This window comes from Chryseobacterium sp. UF-81 (genome assembly GCF_058245105.1).
This window is the reverse complement of the sequence record NZ_JBSIBX010000014.1, coordinates 110,572-133,845: the sequence shown is the minus strand read 5'-3', so window position 1 is coordinate 133,845 and position 23,274 is coordinate 110,572. Positions and strand designations below refer to the sequence as shown.

The window sequence follows — 23,274 nt, the reverse complement described above, 5'->3', positions numbered from 1 at the left end:
ATTTGTCAGTCCTTATTAAACGCTGAAGATATCAGATAAGTCCTCTTTCAAAAGCTTTTTTTACAAGTTCCTTACTGTTTCTGGAATCTGTTTTCCGTAAAATATTTTTTCTGTGTGTGCGAACTGTATGTTCAGACAAAATCAATGCCTGGGCTATTTCCGGTCCCGAATATCCTTTGGTGATGAGGGCAAGAATTTCCATTTCTCTCTTCGTTAGATGTTCAGAAAAATTTTCCGGTTTAGAAAAGGAATCCAGCCTCACCTGGTGAAAATCATTTCTCGGACCTATCCCGGAAACCAGAACGGTATAAGGGTTTTCTTTTGTGATATGATGAATATTGGTATGGATGTTTATAGCCTGCACAGGAATTCCGTTTTCATCTTCCATGGTGATAATGGACTGATGGTGGAACAGCTCATAATTTCCTTCTGCTGTTTTCATTCTGAAACAATAGCTGCCCTTAATGTAAAGCTGGTGCTCCAGACCGATTTCTGTCATTTTGTTGATAAGGAGCTGTTCGGCTTTCAGCACAAATTCTATATCATCAGGATGGGTAAGATCAATAACATCTTTTAAATTTTCAGGATATGATGGAAGACCGTGAAGTTTCAGAATGTTCTCATGATGGTGAGAAAGTGTACTGTTTGTAAGATTCAAAGCATAATAATAAAATTCTCCTATAGCAAACATTTCACCAATGATGCGCTCTATGGGAGGTTTGTCCAGGATTTTCCTGTCTCTCCTGACGCCGGGGTATGTATTCCAGACTTCTATGAGAGGATGCTTTTTTTCTGTGTTTTCCATGAATCATTAGTTTTAGCTAAAATAATTAAAATACTTACAAAATACCACAAAAGGGGGATTTTTTTACACTGATAAAATGCTAAACTTTGTACTGACTAATAACCATGACGACTCAATTTTTTTGTTCCGTTTTGTTTTATGATTTAATTTTTTCTATAATTTATTTAATCAGGTAAAATATTAAGTGCCGGAACATTGAATTTTTATGCAAGGTTCATTTCGAAGTTAATTAATGAATGTTATAAAAACAGTTTACTCTTTTCTTTTTTAGTTGTTTGAAAATGATAAACTACTAGCCTCTCTTTACTGGAGAGGTTTTTTCTTTTGCATACACTCCCAAAACATTCTCTTTGATATTTCAAAATCACCCAAACGGGTAATTTACTTGTGTTCATGAATTTCTAAACTTTGTAGAAAACTAATAGCCATGAAAACTTATTTATTAAAGATTCTTGCTTTTGCAATTTTTATTCCCTCGATTTTTTTTACACAAATAAAAGTCGAAGTAGGAAAGGAAGCAGGAGAAAACGGGAAAAAGACAATCCATAGAACAATTACTATTGATCTGTCTATTGAAATCGACAGCATGGAAATGTTTGTTGATAAAGGAAATTATAAATTATATATACCATCCTCGCAGTTGAAAAGTCTGGTCATTAGAAAGAAAGCCATTGATTACGAACCATTAAAAATGGAGAAGGAGCAAGAGGACAGTACTAAAAGCGTTACTGGTGAAAGTGATGTAATTGCAGAGCTGGTTTTTAGAAGTAATACTCAGTATATTCTCTATATCGGAGTAACGGGACAGGAGAACATAAGAAAGTATATTATAAAAAGCGAATCTGACTGGAAATGGACAACTTCTTTCGGAGCAAATGCTGTTTTTCTTACAAACCGTTCAAGATTCTCTTCTGTAAATAATGTAGTAGCAGAAAACAGAGATGGGAAAATGATGGACCTGACGCCTGGCATTATGTTTACCTTTATGAATAACCAGCGAAATTTTTCTCCCGGATTTACAGGCGGTTTAGGGTTTGATTTTGAAGAGTTGTCTGTTTTTGCCGGTGGTGCCCTGGGAATTGGTCAAAATATTATTCTGACAGCAGGTGTTGCCATCCATAAGCAAAACCGTCCCAATACAGATTATACTGTGGGCCAGACGATTGATAGCTCTGTGACATCAGACAATCTGAATAAAATGCAGTACAGAGTGAATCCTTTTGTAGGAATATCTTTTAGGTTTGATAAAAATCCATTTGTAGCAAAATAATAAAGTCATAAAATAAAAAACCTTCCCGACGGGAAGGTTTTCATTATTTATTGCAAATTGCTCATTACTTATGATAAAGAAGCAGCGTGTACAAGCATATCTACCAATTTGTTTGAGTAACCCATTTCGTTGTCATACCATGAAACAAGTTTTACAAAGTTTGGAGAAAGCATGATACCGGCATCTTTGTCGAAGATAGAAGTTCTCTTATCTCCTACGAAGTCCTGAGAAACTACAGCATCTTCAGTGTATCCCAAGATTCCTTTCAATTCACCCTCAGAAGCAGCTTTGATTACTGAACAGATTTCTTCATAAGAAGCAGCCTTTTCAATTCTCACGGTTAAATCTACTACAGAAACGTCAACAGTTGGTACTCTGAAAGACATACCTGTAAGTTTTCCGTTTAGTGAAGGGATTACTTTTCCTACCGCTTTAGCAGCACCTGTAGAAGAAGGGATAATGTTGTTTAGAGCAGCTCTTCCTCCTCTCCAGTCTTTCATTGAAGGACCGTCAACAGTTTTCTGAGTTGCCGTTGTAGCGTGTACCGTTGTCATAAGACCCTCAACGATCCCGAAGTTATCGTGGATTACTTTAGCTAAAGGAGCTAAACAGTTGGTTGTACAAGAAGCATTTGATAAAATTTTGATATCGTCAGTAAGTTCCTTGTGGTTCACACCCATTACGAACATTGGCGTGTCATCTTTAGATGGAGCAGAAAGGATTACTTTTTTAGCACCGGCATTGATGTGAGCCTGAGCAGAGTCCTTAGATAAGAAAAGACCTGTAGATTCTACGATATAGTCTGCACCGATCTCATTCCATTTTAGGTTGTTAGGATCTTTCTCAGCCGTTACTCTGATTCTTTTTCCGTTTACTACAAGATCATTTCCTTCTACAGAAACTTCTCCCGGGAAGATACCGTGTACAGAATCATATTTTAACATGTAAGCCATGTATTCTGCGTTGATTAGGTCATTGATTCCTACTACTTCAATGTTATCTCTTTCAGTCATTGCTCTGAAAACAAGACGTCCAATTCTACCAAAACCGTTGATACCTACTTTGATTGTTGACATAATAGTTTGTTTTAGATTATAAAAAAATAATTAGATTGCTAAAATTTCAGAAATCAGTAAAAGATCTTTATTGATTTCATTATGTTTTTTAATGGCTTCTTCGATCGGTGTGTACACCATATCGTTGGAACGCATTCCGGCCATTACATTTGTTTTTCCTTCCATGAGTCCCACTACGGCACCATAGCCCAGTCTGCTTGCCAGAACCCTGTCTGCACAGCTTGGAGAGCCTCCTCTCTGGATGTGTCCCAGGATCGTTACACGGATATCGTAATCAGGGAATTCTTCTTTGGTTTGATTGGCCAGATCATAGATACTTCCCAGCTTTTCACCTTCAGCCACTACAACGATGCTTGATGCTTTCCCTGTTTTTTCAGCTTTTCTGAAATTGGCGAAAAGATCTTCCATGCTGTCTTTTTTCTCAGGAATCAGGATGTCCAAAGCACCGGTAGCCAGTCCGCTGTTTAAAGCAATGAAACCTGCATCACGGCCCATTACCTCAACAAAGAAAACCCTGTTGTGGGAAGTAGCCGTATCACGAATCTTGTCAATAGCTTCCATAGCGGTATTTAAAGCCGTATCATAGCCTATGGTATTATCCGTTCCGAAAATATCGTTGTCAATAGTTCCCGGCACGCCAATTACTCTGATTCCGAATTCTTCGTTGAAGATTTTCGCTCCGGTGAAAGTACCGTCTCCGCCAATGCAAACCAATGCATCTACACCGTGTTTCACACAGTTGTCGTAAGCTTTCTGACGTCCTTCAGGAGTTCTGAATTCTACAGATCTGGCGGATTTAAGAATCGTTCCGCCCTGGTTGATTATATTTTTTACGGAACGGGGGCCCATTTTCAGGAAATCATCATTGATGAGTCCGTTATAGCCTTCCCTTACTCCGTAGCATTCGATATTATAATAGTTTGCAGTTCTAACGACTGCTCTTAATGCTGCATTCATACCCGGAGAGTCACCTCCTGAAGTAAGAACTGCAATTTTTTTTACAGCACTCTCTTTCATCTAGTAAAAAATTTCGAACACAAATTTACAAAAACAAGTTCAGATAATGGCAGTAAGTTCATAAGAGTTTTGAATATATATAATTAAAAGCTTCTAAAATTTGCAGGCTTTAAAAAATATCCTGCTGTTTGTGTTTATGAAGAATTTACATCAAGGCTATACAAAGCCGAAATATTTTATTGAAAAAGATTGGAAAGAATATGAATAGATATATCGGAGTACATACTTCGCTTAATAAAAAATAACTTTTTACACCATTTGTACATACGTTTGCATCTCATCAGATATGCCATCAGTTCAATCTGTGAAAACATGGTTGTATTAAATCGCCGCATCACCGTTTTTCCGTCAGATACTTCCAGTATCTTTTCGGAACATGCTGAACATGCAGCTTCAAATTTTTTCTTTCCACAATATTGGTCTTTATAAAATACCGTTGCCACAGCTTTTGATAATTGTTTTCATCGTCATGAAACTTCAGCTGGTACTGATGCAGATCCAGTTTTTCCTCCGGATAAAAGAAATCACAGCTTTCCAGATCGTATAAAATTCCATAATTCCTTCTCAAATCATAAATCATCCATTTCTGATCCTGGTACCGGTCTTTAAAATGTTTACGGATAAGCGGAAGAACATCAAAGTCCGGATCTATCTTCGCAAAGAAAACGCCGTCCTGCATTTTTTCAAACCTCACAAAAGCAGTCATTCTGTGCCTTTCCCGGCTTACCGATTTGCAGATTTTTGAAATTTTTAAAATATCGCTGTCAGCATAATTTTGCAGAATATTTTTATCAGGATGTTTTACCGACTGTTTTACAGCGGATAAAATAAGATGTTCCGATTCCGGAGCTTCTGATAAATAAACTTTTAATAATTCATGTATTCCTGACTGTCCAATATGCTGTTCCAGTTTGTTTAAAACCCGTTCAGCTTTATCATTTTGAGTAATGACTTCATGAATTTCAGCAAAGATGTTTTCCTGATGAAACCTCTCCTTACTCACTATTTCCGCTTCTTTATAGCGGTATTCGAAAACCTCGAATATCGCTGTAAAAAGTCCGTCGAAACTGCCGTCGTATAGGAGTGTAGTCATGTGATCTGATGATGTAATGCGTCGATAAAATAACTGTTTTTGATAACTTCCAGTGCCTATTTCTAAATCTCTAAATCTTTTAATTCTTCAATTTTTCAATTTTCTAAAACAGACTCAGCTGCTGTGAAAACTGATTGTGAAATTTAGAAGAGCTTCCACCCACAAGCAGTTTCCTGAAATATTTATCCGTTAGATATTTTAGATAAGCATTTCCGGCGTTAAAGTCAATGAAATACTTTGCTCTGTTGACTGCAGCTCCCAGTTTTTTCAGATGGTCCATATTTAACACCTGAAAACGTCTTGCACTCACAATTTTCTGCGCAGTTTTCACGCCTATTCCCGGAATTCTTAAAATCATCTGATAGTCCGCAGTCTGTAAATTAACAGGGAATTGATGCAGATGTCTCAAGGCCCAGCTCAATTTGGGGTCAACTTCAAGATCCAAAAACGGCATATTTGGATCCAGGATTTCTTCCGCCTTAAAACCATAAAAGCGCATCAGCCAATCCGACTGATACAGGCGGTTTTCACGAAGCATCGGAACTTCCGTAGTCAGAGAAGGCAGTCTTTTATCTTCCAGAACAGGAACATAACCGGAATAATAAACCCTTTTAAGATTGAAATTTTTATAAAAATGATCCGCCACTTTGATGATCTGCAGGTCGTTTTCGTTGGTTGCTCCCACGATCATCTGTGTAGACTGTCCTGCCGGAGCGAACTTCGGAACTTTCCTGAAGATTTTCTTTTCATCCTTATACTGAGCAATCCCATTCTGAATATATTTCATAGGATTAAGCATATCCTGCCGGTTTTTTTCAGGAGCCAACAATTTCAACCCGCTTTCTGTAGGGATTTCAAGGTTAATGGATAACCTATCTGCATAAAGAGCGGCTTCCTGCATCAGCTCATCACTTGCTCCCGGAATAGATTTCAAATGAATATAGCCGTTAAAATTTTCTTCTAAACGTAATTTTTTTGCCACCCTTACCAGACGCTCCATCGTCGTATCTGCATTTTTAAAGATTCCGGAGCTGAGAAATAACCCTTCAATATAATTTCTTCGGTAAAAATTAATCGTAAGGTCTGTTACCTCTTCCACTGTGAAGGCGGCTCTTTTAATATCATTGGAACTTCTGGATACGCAGTAGGCACAGTCGTAGATGCAATGGTTGGTCAGCAGAATTTTGAGCAGGGAAACACAGCGTCCGTCCTCTGTATAGGTATGACAGATCCCGCTTACGGAACTGTCTCCCAAGGCCCCTTTTTTATTCTTTCGCGTTCCTCCGCTGGAGGAGCAGGAAACGTCATATTTCGCTGCATCAGCAAGGATTTCGAGTTTTTCTTTCAGGCGTTCAAAATTCATTTTTCAGAAGAATGTTATAATTTGTATCTAAATTCTGTTCAAAAGTAGTTCCAAAATTGATAAATATCAATCTTTTTCAATAGAAGTTATCAACAACAGAGATTTTCAAAATTACTATCTTTACACCTATTAAATTTATGCTATGAATCATAAACCGGTAGAAGGCTTCTCTAAACTTACAAAGCAGGGAAAAATCGATTGGCTTGTCAGCGAATACCTTGAAGGAAACGAAGAATATCAAAATATACTAAAACAATACTGGAACGAAAATGCTGATCTTCAGAAACTTCATGAGGAGTTTTCTGAAAATACGATCTCCAATTTCTATATGCCTTACGGAATTGCCCCGAATTTCTTAATTGACGGAAAATTGTTCGCTCTTCCAATGGCCGTTGAAGAAAGTTCAGTAGTAGCAGCAGCTTCAAAAGCTGCGAAATTCTGGATCGATAAAGGAGGTTTTAAGACAACCATTATCAACAATGAAAAATTAGGACATACCCACTTTATATTCAAGGTGGAGTCTCATAAACTTCTGCATTTCTTTAATTTTAAATTAAAGAAAAAGCTGTTTGAAGCTACAGAAGATATTACGGCCAATATGAGAAAACGAGGCGGTGGAATCCTGGATATTAAATTAATAGACAAAACCTCCGAAATGCCGGATTACTATCAGCTTAAAGCAAGCTTTGACACGGTAGATTCCATGGGCGCAAATTTTATCAATTCGTGTCTTGAGCAGTTCGGAAAAACAATGAAGCAGGAAATTGCCACAAGTGAAGATTTCACGCAGGAAGAGAAAAACTCGTTACAGATCGTGATGAATATTCTTTCCAACTTTACACCGGACTGTCTCGTAAGAGCTGAGGTTTCATGTAAAATTGAAGATTTAAAGGATGACAGCGGCATTTCCAATGAAGAATTTGCAAGAAAATTCAAACAGGCTGTTACCATTGCTGAAATAGAGCCTTTCCGTGCAACCACACACAATAAGGGCGTAATGAATGGAGTAGATGCCGTAGTAATTGCTACAGGGAACGACTTCAGGGCAACAGAAGCCTGTGCTCATGCCTATGCGGCGAGAGACGGACAATACAGATCACTGACGCATTGTACAACGGACAACGGAATTTTCAGATTCTGGATTGATCTTCCAATTTCTGTAGGGGTAGTCGGAGGACTTACGAACCTTCACCCATTAGTAAAGTTCTCCTTGGCATTGCTTGGGAAACCATCTGCGCAGGAATTGATGAGCATTCTGGCTGTTTCCGGACTTGCCCAGAATTTCGGTGCTCTCCGCTCTTTGGTCACCACCGGAATCCAGAAAGGACATATGAAAATGCACCTGTTGAATATTCTAAACCAAATGGGCGCTACAGAAGAGGAAAAACAGCATTTCGTGAACTATTTTAAAGATAAAACGGTAAGCCACCATGAGGTTATTCATGAGTTTAACAGATTAAGAGCTCAATAATGCTGCAGATTATTCTCCCTATACTATTTATCATCTTCGGGATCTTCCTGAAGAAAACGACGTCACCAGGCTTCAGAAATTCCAAAAAGCTTTCCAATGTCTTTATTATATTGGGGATCTCCACATTGGTGGCAAAACTTATTTTAATCTACATTCATTCAAAATAATGAGAAAGAGAATAGTATTCTTCCTGTTGATTTCTGGTTTAAGTTTTTCTCAACAGAAAAATGTAAAGATCAGCAATTTACAGCCAAAATCTGAAGATACTGTTTTTCCGGTGATTTCCTATCCTGAAAATCCTTTGGTAGAAAATAAGATCAATACCTTTCTGCAGGTCAATGAACTGGAATATGTTCCGAATTCCGGCCCTGACCCTTTTAAAAAGGCTGCCACTGCGACCAACTCCTATGCCAATTATCTCTATTTTTACAGTTGGGAAAAATTAGAAACGCCTAAAAATATACTCAGTATTGCTTTAGACGGAGAGGCTTCGGGAGCTTACCCGGAAGGTTTTTCCAAATGGATTAATTTTGACCTCAGAACAGGAAACTTTATTAATTGTCCTGATTTATTTCTGCCCAGTGCTGTTAAAACGATTGAAAATTTAATTAATCAGGAAATCAGGAAGAGGGTTAATGATTTTCTTAAAGAATTAAAAGCAGATAAAAATCCTACAGAAGAAGTGCAGGAGCAGATCGGAATGTATGAGGACTGTTTTTTAGAGCATACCTTAGAATATATTGAGTTTTATTTTGGAAAAGATAAACTGACTTTCGTTGCCGGAAGATGTTCCAATCATGCGATGAGAGCATTGGATGATCTGGGAGATCACAGCATTGAAATTCCTTATAAAGACCTCGAAAAATACTGGAGTCCATACGCAAAAAATCTTCTTTCAGGTTCTGGAAAACCTGATGCGACAAGTTTCCAGTATAAACTGCTAAAAGGAAAGATTGATCAATATCCTATTACGGTTTTGATCAAACGTCTTTACACAGATCATGAAGAAAATGCTTTTTCTGCCATGTATTGGTATGACAAAAATAAAAAACTGATAGAATGGAACGGAAAGATCAAAGGAGATCATATTTCCATCACGGAGAATGATCACTATGATGAAGATTTGGAAAAATGGATTCCGAGGGCTTTTATTGAGGCCAATAAAAAAGGAAACAAGATCACCGGAACCTGGCAGGATTACAAAACAAAAAAATATTTAAATCTAGAATTAGAAGAATTATAAAAATGAAAACAATTACTTTAGTTTTTGGAGCAGTTTACGGAATGGTTTCTGTAATTCTGGGTGCATTCGGGGCACACGCTTTAAAGAAAATATTAGCTGTGGAAAGACTGGAAAGTTTTGAAACAGGAGTAAGATATCAGATGTATGCAGCTTTTTTCCTGCTGATCATCGGATATATCTTAAAATTTGAAACTTCTGCTGAGAAATGGACTTCCATTTTAATGATTGCAGGGACACTTTTATTTTCAGTAAGTATTTATTTCCTGAGCATGCAGGATTATCTTGGGATGAATCTTAAATTCTTAGGACCTATCACTCCGCTTGGAGGACTGATGATGATCTTAAGCTGGGGAATGCTGATTCTTTATTTTGCTAAAAACAGGATTTAATAATGAAAATCAATAGAAGAAGACGGTTAATAAAAACATTAAATCTTCTGGATCAGCCCATAAGATTCAATCCTTTTGTATTCAGCCGGACTTTTTTTATGTGGGCATTTACAGGTCTTGTGGGAGGAGCTATTGCAGGAAGTTACTGGATTGTGCTGGAACATTTTACAGAATTTTTAGCTGAATTCCAGGGGTGGATGGTTGTTCCTACCATGGCGGTCTGCGGTTTGCTGGCGGGACTTGTGATCCATTTCATCGGTGATCCGGGAGAAATTCATCTGATCGTTAATAATATCAGGTTTAATAAAGGAAAATTAGACCCCAAGAACAACCCTTCCATGATCCTTTCATCACTTTTCTGTGTGGCATCTGGTGGAAGTCTCGGTCCTGAAGCCCCTTTGGTGCAGGTAACAGGATCTACCGGAACCTGGCTTGGAAAAATTTTCAGGCTGAAAGGCGAGGAGTTGCGTTCTTTGAGCATTGCCGGAATGGCTTCCGGTTTTACCGCCCTGTTTGGAGCACCGCTTGGAGGAAGTCTTTTTTCTCTTGAAATTCTGCATCACAAACATGCGGTAGAGTATTATAAAGCTATTATTCCTGCTTTGGTCGCGAGCTGTTTCAGTTACGTTATGTTCGCTCTGATCATTCATTTGGGAATTGGTGCCACATGGGACCTTAAGGCCTATCATTATTCAGGAGTGTATGATTTCATCTACGCCTTTTTATTCGGGGTGGTGGCAACCGTTTTCGGATGGATCTTTATTTTTGTAGTAAAATTCTTCAAAAAAATTTTTGAATACAAATCATTCCCGATTTATATAAAAACACTGACGGGAGGAATTATTCTGGGAATTATCGCTTATTATTTTCCGCTCACAAGATATTTCGGTCATCATGAAATCAATGAGCTGATTAACGGGAATTTCGCGTTGAACTTTTTGATTGTCATCTTAGTTTTTAAAATCATAGCCATTGCGGTTACCGTAACGTCAGGATGGAGAGGAGGTTTTATTATCCCGCTGTTTTTTGTAGGGACCACTTTGGGACTGATTATTCATCAGCTGTTTCCTTCAGTGGATACTACTTTAGCTATTGTAAGCTGTATGGCAGCGATTAATGCCTGCGTAACAAGAACACCAATGAGTACCACGATTATTCTGGGAACCTTAACCGGCTTTACTTATTTCGTTCCGATACTTTTTGCCAGCCTGACAGGATATTTCCTGGCTCCTAAAATACCGTTCATCGGTTCGCAGTCTGAAAAATTGTCCGAAGAATAGAGCAAATTTCTTAAACATGTTAAAAATCAAGTTCACTGCGCTTTAATTTTTAAGTCAATAAACTTGAACTTCCATGTCTTTTTAGTAAATTTGTCAACCTTTAAATTTTAAAATAAAATAATAAAATAATATGAATCTTCACGAGTATCAATCAAAAGAGATTTTATCAAAGTATGGAGTAGCTATCCAACGTGGTTTCGTAGCGAATAACGTAGACGAAGCTGTAGCAGCTGCAGAAAAGCTTACTGCTGAAACCGGAGCTCAGGCTTGGGTAGTAAAAGCACAGATCCACGCAGGGGGTCGTGGTAAAGGTGGTGGTGTAAAGTTCTCTCCAAACATGGATAAGCTTAAAGAAAATGCACAGAACATCATCGGAATGCAGTTGGTAACTCCACAAACTTCTGCTGAAGGTAAAAAAGTACACTCTGTTTTGATTGCAGAAGACGTTTATTATCCTGGAGAATCTGAAACTAAGGAATTTTACGTTTCTATTCTTTTAGACAGAGCAGAAGGTAAAAATACGATTGTATATTCTACTGAAGGTGGTATGGATATTGAGCACGTTGCAGAAGTAACACCTCATTTGATCCACAAAGAAATCATTGATCCAGCTTTGGGTCTTCAGGGATTCCAGGCTAGAAAAATTGCTTTCAACCTAGGTCTTGAAGGAAATGCTTTCAAAGAATTCACAAAATTCATTGCATCTCTTTACAATGCTTATACTGGAATTGATGCTTCTCTTTTCGAAATCAACCCTGTATTGAAAACTTCTGATAACAAAATTATCGCTGTTGATGCTAAAGTAACTTTGGATGACAACTCATTGTTCCGTCACAAAGATCTGGCTGAATTAAGAGATACAAGAGAAGAAGATCCAATGGATGTTGAAGCTGGTGAAGCTGGCCTTAACTTCGTGAAACTTGACGGTAACGTTGCTTGTATGGTAAACGGAGCAGGTCTTGCAATGGCAACAATGGATATCATCAAATTATCTGGTGGTAATCCTGCTAACTTCCTTGACGTAGGAGGTACTGCTGATGCTCAGAGAGTTCAGACTGCTTTCGGAATCATCCTGAGAGATCCAAACGTAAAAGCAATCCTGATCAACATCTTCGGAGGTATCGTAAGATGCGACAGAGTAGCTCAGGGTGTTGTAGACGCTTACAGAGCTATGGGAAGCCTTCCTGTTCCATTGATCGTAAGATTACAGGGAACTAATGCTGTAGAAGCTAAAAAATTAATTGACGATTCAGGTCTTCCTGTACATTCTGCAATTACTTTAGAAGAAGCTGCCAACAAAGTAAAAGAAGTTTTAGCATAAGCCTAAACTTTTAAATAATACAGAAAACCGTTTCATTTTTGGAACGGTTTTTCTTTTTTAACCACAAAAGTCACAAAAGTTTTTGGAACACTTTAGTTATTTTAAAGTTAAATAGATTGCGCATAGAAAGTGCACTTAAGTTCTTATGAAAATATTTGATTTTCTTCTTATGTTTATGTGATCTTATTGTTTTCAGGATAAACTTTTGTGACTTTTGTGCTTCAGTTTATTACAGTTTTCCTCCCAATGAATACGGAATGATCCCGTTGCAGAAAAAGATAAGAAAGATAGTCTTACAAAATAAGTCATAAAAAAACCGCTTAAAAAAGCGGTTTATATTTAATGATCCTGATTTTCGACAGGAAAGGATTCTCCATTCGTAATGCTGATACTTGTAGGTGTTACCAGCTGGATATTGTCTGTATCCAGACGTTCTTTGATCTTCAGATAGGCTTCACTTTTTACCTGAACCATATTGGCGCCTACTTTCATCCAGAATTTAGCCTGGAGATTGAAATTGCCCTGTTTTAAATCGGTAAAGATGACTTCTGAAGTATCCAGTCTGTCTACACCATCCAGGTTTTTAATGACATCCAGCATGCCTTTCTGGGCTTTACTGATATCTTCATCTGCAGGAATCTCAAAATTTAAAATAATCCTGCGCTGTGGTGAGGCTGTGATGTTGTAAAAAGGAGCATTGAAAATTACCTGGTTCGGAATGTAAGCTTTCTTGCCGTCATCCGTAATGATTTTTGTCGTTAAAAAACCGATTTCCTGCACGGTTCCGGAATGTGTTCCGATCGTAATATAATCTCCTATTTTAAATGCTTTATCAATCCCGATCAACATTCCCGAAAAAATACTGGATACAAGATCCTTCAAAGCCACCCCGGCAATTACCCCGGCTACTCCTAAACTTCCGATAAACTTCCACAGGAAACTGCTGAAGCCCATGATTTCAAGGGCAATAAAAGTCCCCATCAGCATGATCAGGAATCTGAATATGCTTATTAAAGTAACCAGAGAACTCTCTTTTTGGCTTTTCGGGAAAAATTTGTGAAATAATTTTACAGCACCTAAGCTTAGATATTTACTGGTAACAAGAAAAAAAGAAAATACTAAAATTCCGACGATAAGTTTCGGCGTAAGCTCGGCAAACCTCATATACCAGCTTTCCAAAACCCTGTAAATAACATCTACGTAGCTGTATCCATTGTTCTGCATGAAAAAAAATTTATTAAAGATAAATAAATTTCAACAAAAATTTTGCCAGTATCAAAAAGTCTACTAAATTTGTAGACTAACAAAGCAGAATATTATGTCAATCAAACTCGGAGATACAGCACCGGACTTTCAGGCAGAGACGTCTTTAGGTGATATTAGATTTCATGAATTTTTAGGGGATTCTTGGGGAATTTTATTCTCACATCCTGCAGATTATACTCCGGTATGCACTACAGAGCTGGGATATACTTCAAAACTGAAATCGGAATTTGATAAAAGAGGAACTAAAGTGATTGCTTTAAGTGTAGATGGGGTAGAAGATCATCAAAGCTGGATTAAAGATATTAATGAAACCCAGAATACGGATGTACAGTTTCCCATTATTGCAGATAAAGACCGGAAAATTTCGGAACTGTATGATTTTATCCATCCGAATGCTTCAGCCACAGCTACTGTACGTTCTTTACTGATCATTGATCCTGATAAAAAAGTAAGGCTGATCATTACTTATCCGGCTTCTACGGGAAGGAATTTTAATGAGATTTTAAGAGTTCTGGATTCTCTTCAGCTGGTTGATTCGCATAAAGTAGCTACTCCTGTGAACTGGGAAAATGGGGATGATGTTATTATACCGCCTGCCATTTCTACAGAAGATGCCAGAAAGATATTCCCAAAAGGAGTGACAGAAATAAAGCCGTATCTGAGATATACGCCTCAACCTAATACATGATTTATTTGATTTTTTATAGTTTAGTTTTAATTTGTACGAAAATCGCCCCGAAATATTTCGGGGCGATTTCATTTTTTATTCAAGTGACTATAAGTGATTATTTCAAATCATTGGCTACTTCTTTAGCCTTTGAAGTTGGTAAATAAATACTGAATCCTAGGTTGAATGTAAGGTTGGAGTTTAATCCTTCGCTACCAAATCCTGCTCTACCTTTGTATTTTACTAAACCTTCAATACCGATGTTAGGCGTAATGAAGTAAGAATAACCAGGACCTGCACCAAAGTCTAAACCGGTTGTAGAATCTGCATTTTCAACTGATCTACCTCCGATACCTACGTTACCTTCAAGGAACCATCTTCCGTGGTGAAGCAAGTTATCAACACCTTTTTCTCCCGGAGACAGGTAGTAACGACCCAAACCACCTACACCATAAGTAAATTCCGTAGGGCTGCCATTAGTAACTTTATTGATCCCTAAATCTACATATCCACCCACTGCTACATTATCTTTAATGAAGTAAGCACCTTTTGGCTGTATACCAATATTGTATCCTCCACCAGTATTTAAACCAAAATTACTTGATATCAGGCTGCTTCCTACCAGCCAGTTACCTTGTTGAATTTGAGCATTAGCTGTTGCAGTCAAACCTGTTGCTGCCAATATTCCTGCAAAAATTAGTTTTTTCATAATTTATTATTTTAATAATTAAATGTTACCATTTGTAGATTAAAGAAAAAACAAGAAATGTGCCAAGCTTCTTAATTTTAGATAAAAACTCAGAAAAAATGTTAATTTCCGGGTAATCGAAATGTGAATTATTTGGTTGTTTTTTTGATGATTTTATAATTTATATGCACAAAAGAATCACCGAAATAATAAGGCCTGCAATGGTGAATTTTATGCCGCGTTTGAAAGCTTTTGTTTTGGGATTAAACATCCAGAAACTGGAGATTACAAAAAAGAATAAAGAAATCCCGAAAAATGTATTCAGAGGGGATAATGTTTCTTTTGACTGGGATTTATGAAGTTTAACCATCTTGTCCAGTACAAAAGGAAGCTCTTTTTTAGAATATTTTGCCTTTCCGGTAGCAGCATCGTAAGTTCCCTGCTTAAAATAGAGAACATTACCTTCTGTTTTTTCTACTTCAAGACCTTTGATTTTCAGTTCTTTTCCAAGTTCTTTTTCTGAAAGATTGACAGCGACAGTTTTATCATATTTTTTTTCTTTTTTAAGGAAATCTGTATCCCTGTAAACAAGTAAAACTCCGCTCAATGCATACACGGCCATTATTCCCGCAAGAAAATATCCCAGGTAACGGTGTGTAACTCTCATAAAACTTCTCGTGTCCTTAATCTTATCCATATCGTATGTTTATTTTTACATTTAAAAAGCGGAAACTGCAAAAATGCAATTTCCACTTTGAATGATGAAATTATATAATATTAATTCTAAAGTTTGTACGTCAATGTAAAGTAATAGTTTCTTGGCGTAATAGGATTTACAGAATAATTTTCATGTACGTTGTAATTAACTACATCGAAAAGGTTACCCACTTTTCCCTGGATAGAGAATTTGTTCCATTCGTAGCCTACTGATACAGATACGGTAGTGTAATCTTTTAATTCAAATATTCTGCTTACCCCATTTCTGGCAGCCAGGCTATTGCTTCCTGTTTTTGTATCATTCCATCCGGCAAGTCGATCACCGATATAGTAAGCCCCAGCGCCTATTTTTAATCCCTTGGCAAAGCGTGTGAATTTATAAAATACTGATGCATTGGCTGTAGTAGCAGGAGTTCTTACAAGTCTCTGCTTCTCTACATATCCAAATTGTTCAGGAGTGTCAAGGTATACAGAATTGTTATAAGAGAACCCTCCGATAATAGATAAATTTTCTGTAGGATTTCCTGTGATATCCAATTCTACACCACGGCTTCTCATTTTTCCTGCGAAATCTTTTAACAGTCCGTTAGGATCAATTTGTAGTCCGGCATCATTTAAAGCAACCTGGTAATAGTTTTTGTATAAAATCTGGTAAAGAGTAAGATTAATAGCGAGGGCATTATTCCACAGATTTTTCTTTGCCCCTACTTCATATTGGTCAATATAAGTAGGTTTAAGGGCTTGATCTTGTCTATCTAAGCCAACATTATTAGAGAATGAATTGGTATACGTTGCGAAAACTGATAAATTATCATTCGGCATATATACGATACCTGCTTTTGGCGATATAGCCATATCGGAAGAACTTGAGAACGGAACATAAGGAGTTGTATTGTCCTTAAAGTTTTCTTTTCTTGTGCTTTTGTTTTCGACATAAGACCATCTCAAGCCTGCAAGTACCTTAAACTGCTTTGAAATACTGATGAAATCCTGAGCATATACTCCTATTCTCTGCGTGGGAATTCTTGAACGCTCAAATTTTGCTACATGTTCCGAAGTAGGCATCCTACCACCTGCCCATGTAGATGGATCATCCAAATAAACTAAGCCATTAGGGTTTCCGTTTGTACCAAACAAATAAGCTGTTCCATATAATGCCTTTTTAGGATCAGCGATAGTGGGATCATAATAAGTATAGGAATCAGCAATGCCATAATCAGCATCTGTTCCTATTAAAACTTTATGATTGACTCTTCCTGTGTTGAATTCGCCATTGATATTAGCTTGAAACGAAGTATAATTTTGTTCGTTGTAAGTTCTGTTTAAAGGTCTTTTCCATACTAATCGATCCCCGGTTGTATATTCCCATTGTACCCTTTCTGTGGAAAAATAATCCTTAGTGTAATTTTGATAAGAAGCGGTAGCATTCAATGACCATCTATCGTTGAACTGATGATTGAATGTGATGTTGGTTGATAATTGTTCTACATTTTGATACTGCCAGTCTGTTCCGAGGAATGCATTTCTGGACAGTAGATTATTCATAGAGTAGCTTTTGTCTGCATTGGTAATAGAACCAATCCCAAAATCCGGAGTAAAATTATTTTTCAGATAATCTGCTTCTACAATTAACTGAGATTTCGGACTCAAATTAAATAAAAATGAAGGATTGAAGTAATATTTCTCAGATTGTACAACATCTCTGAAACTTTCAGCGTATTCATAAGCACCATTGATTCTGAATGCAATGTTTTGTGATAAAGGGCCATAGATATCAACTGTTGGCTTATAAGAGTTCCAGCTGCCGCCGTTCAGTCCTATACTTCCGCCAAAATTAAATTTAGGCTTTTTAGTGATCATATTAATGATCCCTCCTGCAGCTGTATTTCCGTACAGCATAGCATTGGCTCCTTTAAGTACTTCAACTCTTTCCAGACCACTTACTTCAGGAAAAACACCACTGTTAACCCTTGTCCCGTTTTTAAAAATATTATCATTTCCCAAAATAAAACCACGTCCTCCAAAACTGTCCTGAGAATTTCCTCTGGATGAAGTAATGTACATACCGTTTACATTCTGAAGAACATCGCTCAGCTGCTTTGCCTGTTGTTGCTCAATAATTTCATGAGTTACAATGGAGATAGCCTGAGGATTTTCCATTACCGTAAGGGTAGACTTAGTGGATAAGGTCCTTGCCTGGTTTGGATTTCCAGTCTTATGAAGATTAATGTCTTCAATGGTTTGGGTTCTGATGGTATCAGCTTCAATATTTTTCAATTGAGCACTTAACGATAGGGCTGTCAGTAAAAATCCTATAGATGCAAGTTGTTTATTCATTTTATTTTTATGTAGACTAGTTTTAAATAGCGGCAAAATTAATGATTTAAGAAGAACTAATTTAGAATTAATAAAAATAATAAAATGATTTTTGTCATGCTTCAAAAAGATGATAAAATTCCATTCATTTTGCAGACTTCCAAACTGCAGATTATTGAATATATTTGTTGAAAATTAGACATATGCAATTGATAAAAACAGGGCTGTGTGCCTTTGGAATGAGCGGTAAAGTATTTCATGCTCCGTTTCTGAAAGAACATCCGGGATTTTTTATATCAGCTATAGTAGAAAGAAGCAAAGAAGAATCTAAAGAGAAATATCCGGAAGCTACCATTTACCGTTCGGTAGAAGAGATGCTTCAGAATGCAGATATTGACCTTGTGGTTATCAATACACCTGTACAGACCCATTACGAATATGCGAGAATGGCGCTGGAAGCAGGAAAGAATATAATTGTTGAAAAGCCCTTTACTGTTAGTGTTTCAGAAGCAGAAGAGCTTGTGAATCTGGCGGAAGAAAAAGGACTGTTTCTGAGTGTTTACCAAAACAGAAGATTTGACCGCGATTTTCTGCAGGTTCATAAAATATTGAATGAGGGGAAATTAGGAAGTATCAAAGAAGCGGAAATACGTTTCGACAGGTTTCGTACAGCACCCAGCGGAAAACAGCATAAAGAGGATCCGCAGCAAACGGGTTCAGGTTCCCTGCATGATCTCGGTTCCCATCTTGTAGATCAGGCTGTCCAGTATTTTGGATACCCTGAAAAGCTTTTTGCCGATGTATTTGTTATGAAAGGAGACGAATATGCCAATGATTATTTTGAAATTCTGCTCTACTATAAAAACAATCTTAGAGTAAGGCTGAAATCATCCGTATTTACTAAAGAAGCTCATTATGCCTACGCTATCCATGGCGAAAAAGGAAGTTTCCTGCAGGAAAGAAGCGATAATCAGGAAAATGAACTGGTTGCAGGAGCCATACCGGTTTATGGCAAAGAATGGACAGAACCTTTAAAAGGAACAGATGGGATTTTGAATTTCATAAATGAAAACTTAGAAACCGAGAGGACGCTGACGGCCAGCGAAGCCGGTAACTATATGGACTATTACCAGCAGATTTATGAATATATTGTTTTCGGATATGCTCTGCCTTCTCAAGGAAGAGAAGTCGTGCAGAATATGAAGATTATAAATGCATCCCTGGAAAGTTCAAAAGAAGGGAAAATAGTACACCTGTAGGGTGAAGGAGTTTGAGAGTAGGAGTGTTTGAGTGTAAAAGTATTTGATATTAGAATTACCTTAACACTCAAACACTCCCACTCTCACACACTCTCACTTATTATATTTCCTGAAGCTCCAGCCATCTCATCTCATACTCTTCAAGCTTTTCAGAAATAGCTTCTAATTCGGCAGAAAGTTTGGCTACCTTTTCATAATCCGTTTCGTTATTTAACTGATCCATGATCTTGGTACGCTGCTGTTCAAGCTCAGGCATTTCTTTTTCTATTGTTTCCAGTTCCCGTTGCTCCTTAAAAGACATTTTTCTTTTTTGAGAAGCAGGTTGCTGAATTTCCGGTACTGCAACAATTTCTTTTACAGGCTCCGGTTTGGATGCTGTATTTTTTTCCAGTGCATCCTCGCGGCTTTTGGCTTCCCTGTATTCTGAAAAGTTTCCGATAAAATCTCTGATTTTTCCGTCACCTTCAAAAGCTAAAATATGATCAACAATTCTGTCCATAAAATATCTGTCGTGAGAGACAATGATCAGGCTTCCTTGAAAATTCAACAGGAAATTTTCCAGTACAGTTAAAGTGGGAAGATCTAAATCGTTGGTAGGCTCATCAAATATCAGAAAGTTAGGATTCTGATACAGAATATACATCAGATGCAGTCTTCTTTTTTCACCACCGGAAAGTTTCGAAATTGGTGAATATTGTGTCTGGTCATCAAATAAGAATAATCTCAAAAACTGTGATGCAGAGATTGTTCTTCCATTGGCTAAAGGAAAGTTTTCAGAAATTTCTTTGATAAAATCAATAACTCTTTCATCTTCTTTATAGGTAAGCCCTTTTTGCGAAAAATATCCGAATTTGATTGTTTCACCCGTTTCAATTTCCCCGGAGTCTTTAGGTTCAAGTCCCTGGATAATATTCAGTAGCGTAGATTTTCCGGCACCGTTTTTTCCTACAATTCCTACTTTTTCACCCCTTTGAAACTGATAACTGAAATCTTTTAATAATAATTTTTCACCATAACTTTTAGAAATATTTCTGAGCTCCAGAATCTTGTTTCCGAGCCTTTTCATTTCAAAATCAAGTTCCAGAGATTCTTTTCTGGTGTCGGTTTTAGCTATTTTTTCAGTTTCGTAAAAATCATCCTGTCTGGATTTTGATTTTGTAGTTCTGGCTTTGGGTTGTCTTCGCATCCATTCCAGTTCTTTTCTGTAAAGATTGTTGGCCTTGTCGATGGTTGCGTTCATATTATCCTCACGAATCATTCTGTTTTCAAGATAAGTTGCATAAGATCCATTGTGGAAATACAGGTTTTTATCTTCCATTTCCCAGATGATTCCGCAAACGGCGTCTAAGAAATATCTGTCGTGGGTTACCAGTATTAAGGTAATTTTCGCTTTACTTAAATAACTTTCGAGCCATTCTACCATTTCCACATCAAGGTGGTTGGTAGGCTCATCCATGATCAGAAGGGTATGACGGTGTTCCGCTCTTGTTTCAGTCAATAATTTTGCCAGAGCAACACGCTTGATCTGTCCTCCGGAAAGGGTTCCCATTTTGGCTTCCAGATCAGTGATTTTCAGTTGGGACAGAATTTGTTTCATATCATTCTCCAGATCCCATGCTTTATGAATTTCCATTTCAGCTAAAGCCTTTTCAATGAAATCATAATCTGTAGACAGCAGAGATTGGTGGTAGTTTTTCAGGGCCTGAATGGGCGCAGAATCAAGAGTCATCATAAACTCGTCAATCGTAAGATCAGAATCAAATTCAATCTCCTGGTCAAATAAAACCACCTGGATATCTTTATTAATATTTACAGTTCCGCTGTCTGCAATTTCTTTCCCCATTAATATTTTAAGAAGGGTAGATTTTCCGCTTCCGTTTTTGGCGACAATGGCTATTTTGTCCCCTTCATTCACATGGAAAGAGATATTTTCGAACAAAACTTTGACGCCATAAGATTTAGTAAGATTTTCTACAGAAACGTAATTCATTGGAATTTAATGGTTTGATTTAAAAATTCAATTGAGCCGCAAAAATACGAAAATGTAAACACTTAAAACTTACTAATACCATTATATAAAAATCTTTAAAACATAAATCATTTTTCATAATTAGAAATAAATTGCAGGGTGATATTAGGTTTTTAGTTGAGTTTATTCTATTTATTTTTTAATTTATAGTTAAAACGAATTATAATTTATGTAAAGTGTATTTTATATTGTATTTTGGTGTAGATTTGATATACATATTAAAATACAACATTATGATGGAAATTAACTTATTTGCTATTGCTGTAGCTGCATTGGTTCCACTTATTACGGGATTTATCTGGTATCATCCAAAAATGTTCGGAACTGTCTGGATGCAGGAATCGGGACTCACAGAAGAGAAAATGAAAGGATCAAACATGGGATTTGTCTTTGTCTTTTCATTTATCCTGTCTTTTCTGATCGCTTTTTTCCTGCAGATGATTACAATACATCAATTTGGAGCCTTAGGCATGGTTGGTGGAGACGAAATGAATGCCAAACCTTCATTTTTTGCTTTCATGAAAGATTACGGAATGGCCTACCGTTCTTTTGGTCACGGAGCTTTGCATTGTTGTATAGCCGGAGTATTTTTGATATTTCCCATCACTGCAATTAATGCAATGTTTGAAAGGAAATCATGGAAGTATACTTTCATTAATACTGCATACTGGACCCTAACGATCGCCATTATGGGTGGAATTGTCTGTGGCTGGTATTCGCCGGACGGCTTTAATTGGGTTACACAAAAATAAAATTCTAACGTTCCAAATGATAAGGCTACATTTGTGGCCTTTTTTATGTCATATACTCTAAAAATATACAACTGCGTTTCGGATTTACCTTTACAGTGGAATGCTGTGATCGGAGACCGGAATATTATGCTTTCCAAAGAATATTTTCATGTTTTGGAATCCTCTAGACCTGATAATATGGAATGCTATTATGCCGGATTCTTTTACAATGATGATTTGATTGGAGGTGTTGTATTTCAATATTTAAATTTTCAAAACCATGCGGCCTTTCAGAAAAATGAAGTTTGGTGCAATATCAGGAATTTCTTTGCCCGAAAATTCAGTAAAGATGTAATGATCCTGGGAAACAATATGCTGACAGGCCAGAACGGATTTTATTTTGATGCTGCCAAAATTACTTTTGAAAAGGTAGTTTCACTGTTGGACGAAGCGGTTCAGAAAATGCAGAAAGATATCAGAAAAACATCTTTGATTATTTATAAAGATTATCAGTTCAATTTTGTTAACTATTTCCAGGTCAAAAGCCATCAGTCTTATTTCAGATTTTCAGTTCAGCCCAATATGATATTGAAGGTGAAAGAAAGCTGGACTGTTTTTGAGGATTATTTAAACGATTTTTCTAAGAAATACAGGACAAGAGCCCGGTCTGCCCGAAAGAAATTGGAGAATGTAGAAAAGCATGAATTGGATTTGGATGAAATACAAAAATATCAGGATGAAATGAATATTCTCTATCAGAATGTAGCAGAAAATGCCCCGTTCAATACCTTTTTTCTTACTGAAAATCATTTTGAATGCATGAAGAAAAATATAAATGGAAATTTTAAAATATTTGGATATTTTTTAGATCAAAAACTGATAGGATTTTATACTTTAATTCTCAATAATAAAGATGTTGATACCTATTTTTTAGGCTATGATAAAGAGATTCAAAAAGAAAAGCAGCTGTATCTCAATATGCTTTTAGATATGGCAGAGTTTGCAATTAGCCATAGATTTAAAAGAATAATTTTCGGGAGAACAGCTCTGGAAATAAAGTCAACTATTGGTGCGGAGCCTGTTGAAATTTTCGGATTGATTAAACATAATAATAGTCTTTTAAACCAATTCATGGGGAAAATATTTTCATCACTTAATCCAAAAACCGAATGGGTACAGAGAAAACCTTTTAAGTAATTTTTACATTTTCTATCACAGGCTGGTGATATTTTAAAATAAGTTTAACTAAATACAGATCAAATTTAATAAGTCA

General features: G+C 36.9%; 21 protein-coding genes. 11 read left to right on the top strand and 10 right to left on the bottom strand.

Translation table 11 applies throughout. The annotated features are described in order from the left end of the window. Positions 1–31 precede the first annotated feature (31 nt). Entirely contained in the window at positions 32–805 is a 774-nt protein-coding gene (locus AC4IFE_RS17835; protein ID WP_490758487.1) for a LuxR C-terminal-related transcriptional regulator, read from the bottom strand. Positions 806–1,232: 427 nt separating this feature from the next. On the opposite strand from AC4IFE_RS17835, the gene AC4IFE_RS17830 reads away from it, so the two are divergent. Next, a complete protein-coding gene (locus AC4IFE_RS17830) occupies positions 1,233–2,075 on the top strand; it encodes a hypothetical protein (protein WP_490758486.1) in 843 nt (280 codons plus the stop codon). 68 nt (positions 2,076–2,143) lie between these two features. Here the strand turns inward: AC4IFE_RS17830 and gap are convergent, their stop codons facing one another. From gap to AC4IFE_RS17810, 4 genes are all read right to left on the bottom strand, one after another. Next, positions 2,144–3,151, bottom strand: coding sequence for a type I glyceraldehyde-3-phosphate dehydrogenase (gene gap / locus AC4IFE_RS17825; RefSeq protein WP_111955181.1), 1,008 nt, complete (start codon positions 3,149–3,151; stop codon positions 2,144–2,146). Between the two features lie 30 nt (positions 3,152–3,181). Continuing rightward, positions 3,182–4,168 (bottom strand): 6-phosphofructokinase, encoded by a 987-nt coding sequence (gene pfkA / locus AC4IFE_RS17820; protein ID WP_490758485.1) that lies wholly within the window; start codon positions 4,166–4,168, stop codon positions 3,182–3,184. 334 nt (positions 4,169–4,502) lie between these two features. Continuing rightward, positions 4,503–5,261 carry a TIGR03915 family putative DNA repair protein gene (locus AC4IFE_RS17815; RefSeq protein ID WP_490758484.1) on the bottom strand — a complete coding sequence of 253 codons (759 nt, stop codon included), beginning with the start codon at positions 5,259–5,261 and terminating at the stop codon, positions 4,503–4,505. 103 nt (positions 5,262–5,364) lie between these two features. Continuing rightward, positions 5,365–6,624, bottom strand: a complete 1,260-nt coding sequence (locus AC4IFE_RS17810; RefSeq protein ID WP_490758483.1) for a putative DNA modification/repair radical SAM protein — start codon at positions 6,622–6,624, stop codon at positions 5,365–5,367. A 142-nt stretch (positions 6,625–6,766) separates the two neighbouring features. Between AC4IFE_RS17810 and AC4IFE_RS17805 the strand changes: the two genes are divergently transcribed. The 6 genes from AC4IFE_RS17805 to sucC all read left to right on the top strand — a co-directional run bounded on the left by AC4IFE_RS17805 (position 6,767) and on the right by sucC (position 12,328). Continuing rightward, positions 6,767–8,095 carry a hydroxymethylglutaryl-CoA reductase, degradative gene (locus tag AC4IFE_RS17805; RefSeq protein WP_490758482.1) on the top strand — a complete coding sequence of 443 codons (1,329 nt, stop codon included), beginning with the start codon at positions 6,767–6,769 and terminating at the stop codon, positions 8,093–8,095. Continuing rightward, positions 8,095–8,262 carry a hypothetical protein gene (locus AC4IFE_RS17800; RefSeq protein ID WP_490758481.1) on the top strand — a complete coding sequence of 56 codons (168 nt, stop codon included), beginning with the start codon at positions 8,095–8,097 and terminating at the stop codon, positions 8,260–8,262. The genes AC4IFE_RS17805 and AC4IFE_RS17800 overlap by 1 nt, the downstream gene beginning before the upstream one ends. Continuing rightward, entirely contained in the window at positions 8,262–9,338 is a 1,077-nt protein-coding gene (locus AC4IFE_RS17795; RefSeq protein WP_490758480.1) for a hypothetical protein, read from the top strand. Before AC4IFE_RS17800 ends, AC4IFE_RS17795 begins: the two co-directional genes overlap by 1 nt. Before the next feature lie 2 nt (positions 9,339–9,340). After that, positions 9,341–9,727, top strand: a complete 387-nt coding sequence (locus tag AC4IFE_RS17790) for a DUF423 domain-containing protein (RefSeq protein ID WP_034694871.1) — start codon at positions 9,341–9,343, stop codon at positions 9,725–9,727. A gap of 2 nt (positions 9,728–9,729) precedes the next feature. Beyond that, positions 9,730–11,007, top strand: coding sequence for a chloride channel protein (locus tag AC4IFE_RS17785; protein WP_490758479.1), 1,278 nt, complete (start codon positions 9,730–9,732; stop codon positions 11,005–11,007). A gap of 130 nt (positions 11,008–11,137) precedes the next feature. Continuing rightward, positions 11,138–12,328 (top strand): ADP-forming succinate--CoA ligase subunit beta, encoded by a 1,191-nt coding sequence (gene sucC, locus AC4IFE_RS17780; RefSeq protein ID WP_490758478.1) that lies wholly within the window; start codon positions 11,138–11,140, stop codon positions 12,326–12,328. A 339-nt stretch (positions 12,329–12,667) separates the two neighbouring features. On the opposite strand, the gene AC4IFE_RS17775 is transcribed toward sucC, so the two are convergent. Next, positions 12,668–13,552, bottom strand: a complete 885-nt coding sequence (locus tag AC4IFE_RS17775) for a mechanosensitive ion channel family protein (RefSeq protein ID WP_490758477.1) — start codon at positions 13,550–13,552, stop codon at positions 12,668–12,670. Between the two features lie 94 nt (positions 13,553–13,646). On the opposite strand from AC4IFE_RS17775, the gene AC4IFE_RS17770 reads away from it, so the two are divergent. Further along, entirely contained in the window at positions 13,647–14,282 is a 636-nt protein-coding gene (locus AC4IFE_RS17770; RefSeq protein WP_490758476.1) for a peroxiredoxin, read from the top strand. 97 nt (positions 14,283–14,379) lie between these two features. Here the strand turns inward: AC4IFE_RS17770 and AC4IFE_RS17765 are convergent, their stop codons facing one another. From AC4IFE_RS17765 to AC4IFE_RS17755, 3 genes are all read right to left on the bottom strand, one after another. After that, entirely contained in the window at positions 14,380–14,943 is a 564-nt protein-coding gene (locus AC4IFE_RS17765) for a hypothetical protein (RefSeq protein WP_490758475.1), read from the bottom strand. A 187-nt stretch (positions 14,944–15,130) separates the two neighbouring features. Beyond that, positions 15,131–15,646, bottom strand: a complete 516-nt coding sequence (locus AC4IFE_RS17760) for a hypothetical protein (protein ID WP_490758474.1) — start codon at positions 15,644–15,646, stop codon at positions 15,131–15,133. Between the two features lie 86 nt (positions 15,647–15,732). Further along, entirely contained in the window at positions 15,733–18,003 is a 2,271-nt protein-coding gene (locus tag AC4IFE_RS17755; protein ID WP_490758473.1) for a TonB-dependent siderophore receptor, read from the bottom strand. Between the two features lie 182 nt (positions 18,004–18,185). On the opposite strand from AC4IFE_RS17755, the gene AC4IFE_RS17750 reads away from it, so the two are divergent. After that, on the top strand, positions 18,186–19,241 hold the full coding sequence (locus AC4IFE_RS17750) for a Gfo/Idh/MocA family oxidoreductase (protein ID WP_490758472.1): 1,056 nt from the start codon (positions 18,186–18,188) through the stop codon (positions 19,239–19,241). A 100-nt stretch (positions 19,242–19,341) separates the two neighbouring features. Here the strand turns inward: AC4IFE_RS17750 and AC4IFE_RS17745 are convergent, their stop codons facing one another. Continuing rightward, positions 19,342–21,231, bottom strand: coding sequence for an ABC-F family ATP-binding cassette domain-containing protein (locus AC4IFE_RS17745; protein WP_490758471.1), 1,890 nt, complete (start codon positions 21,229–21,231; stop codon positions 19,342–19,344). 272 nt (positions 21,232–21,503) lie between these two features. On the opposite strand from AC4IFE_RS17745, the gene AC4IFE_RS17740 reads away from it, so the two are divergent. Both AC4IFE_RS17740 and AC4IFE_RS17735 read left to right on the top strand, forming a co-directional pair. Continuing rightward, the gene (locus AC4IFE_RS17740) at positions 21,504–22,022 is read left to right on the top strand and encodes a DUF1761 domain-containing protein (RefSeq protein ID WP_490758470.1); all 519 of its coding nucleotides are present in this window, start codon (positions 21,504–21,506) and stop codon (positions 22,020–22,022) included. 45 nt (positions 22,023–22,067) lie between these two features. Further along, positions 22,068–23,198, top strand: a complete 1,131-nt coding sequence (locus tag AC4IFE_RS17735) for a GNAT family N-acetyltransferase (protein WP_490758469.1) — start codon at positions 22,068–22,070, stop codon at positions 23,196–23,198. The last annotated feature ends 76 nt before the right edge of the window (positions 23,199–23,274 follow it).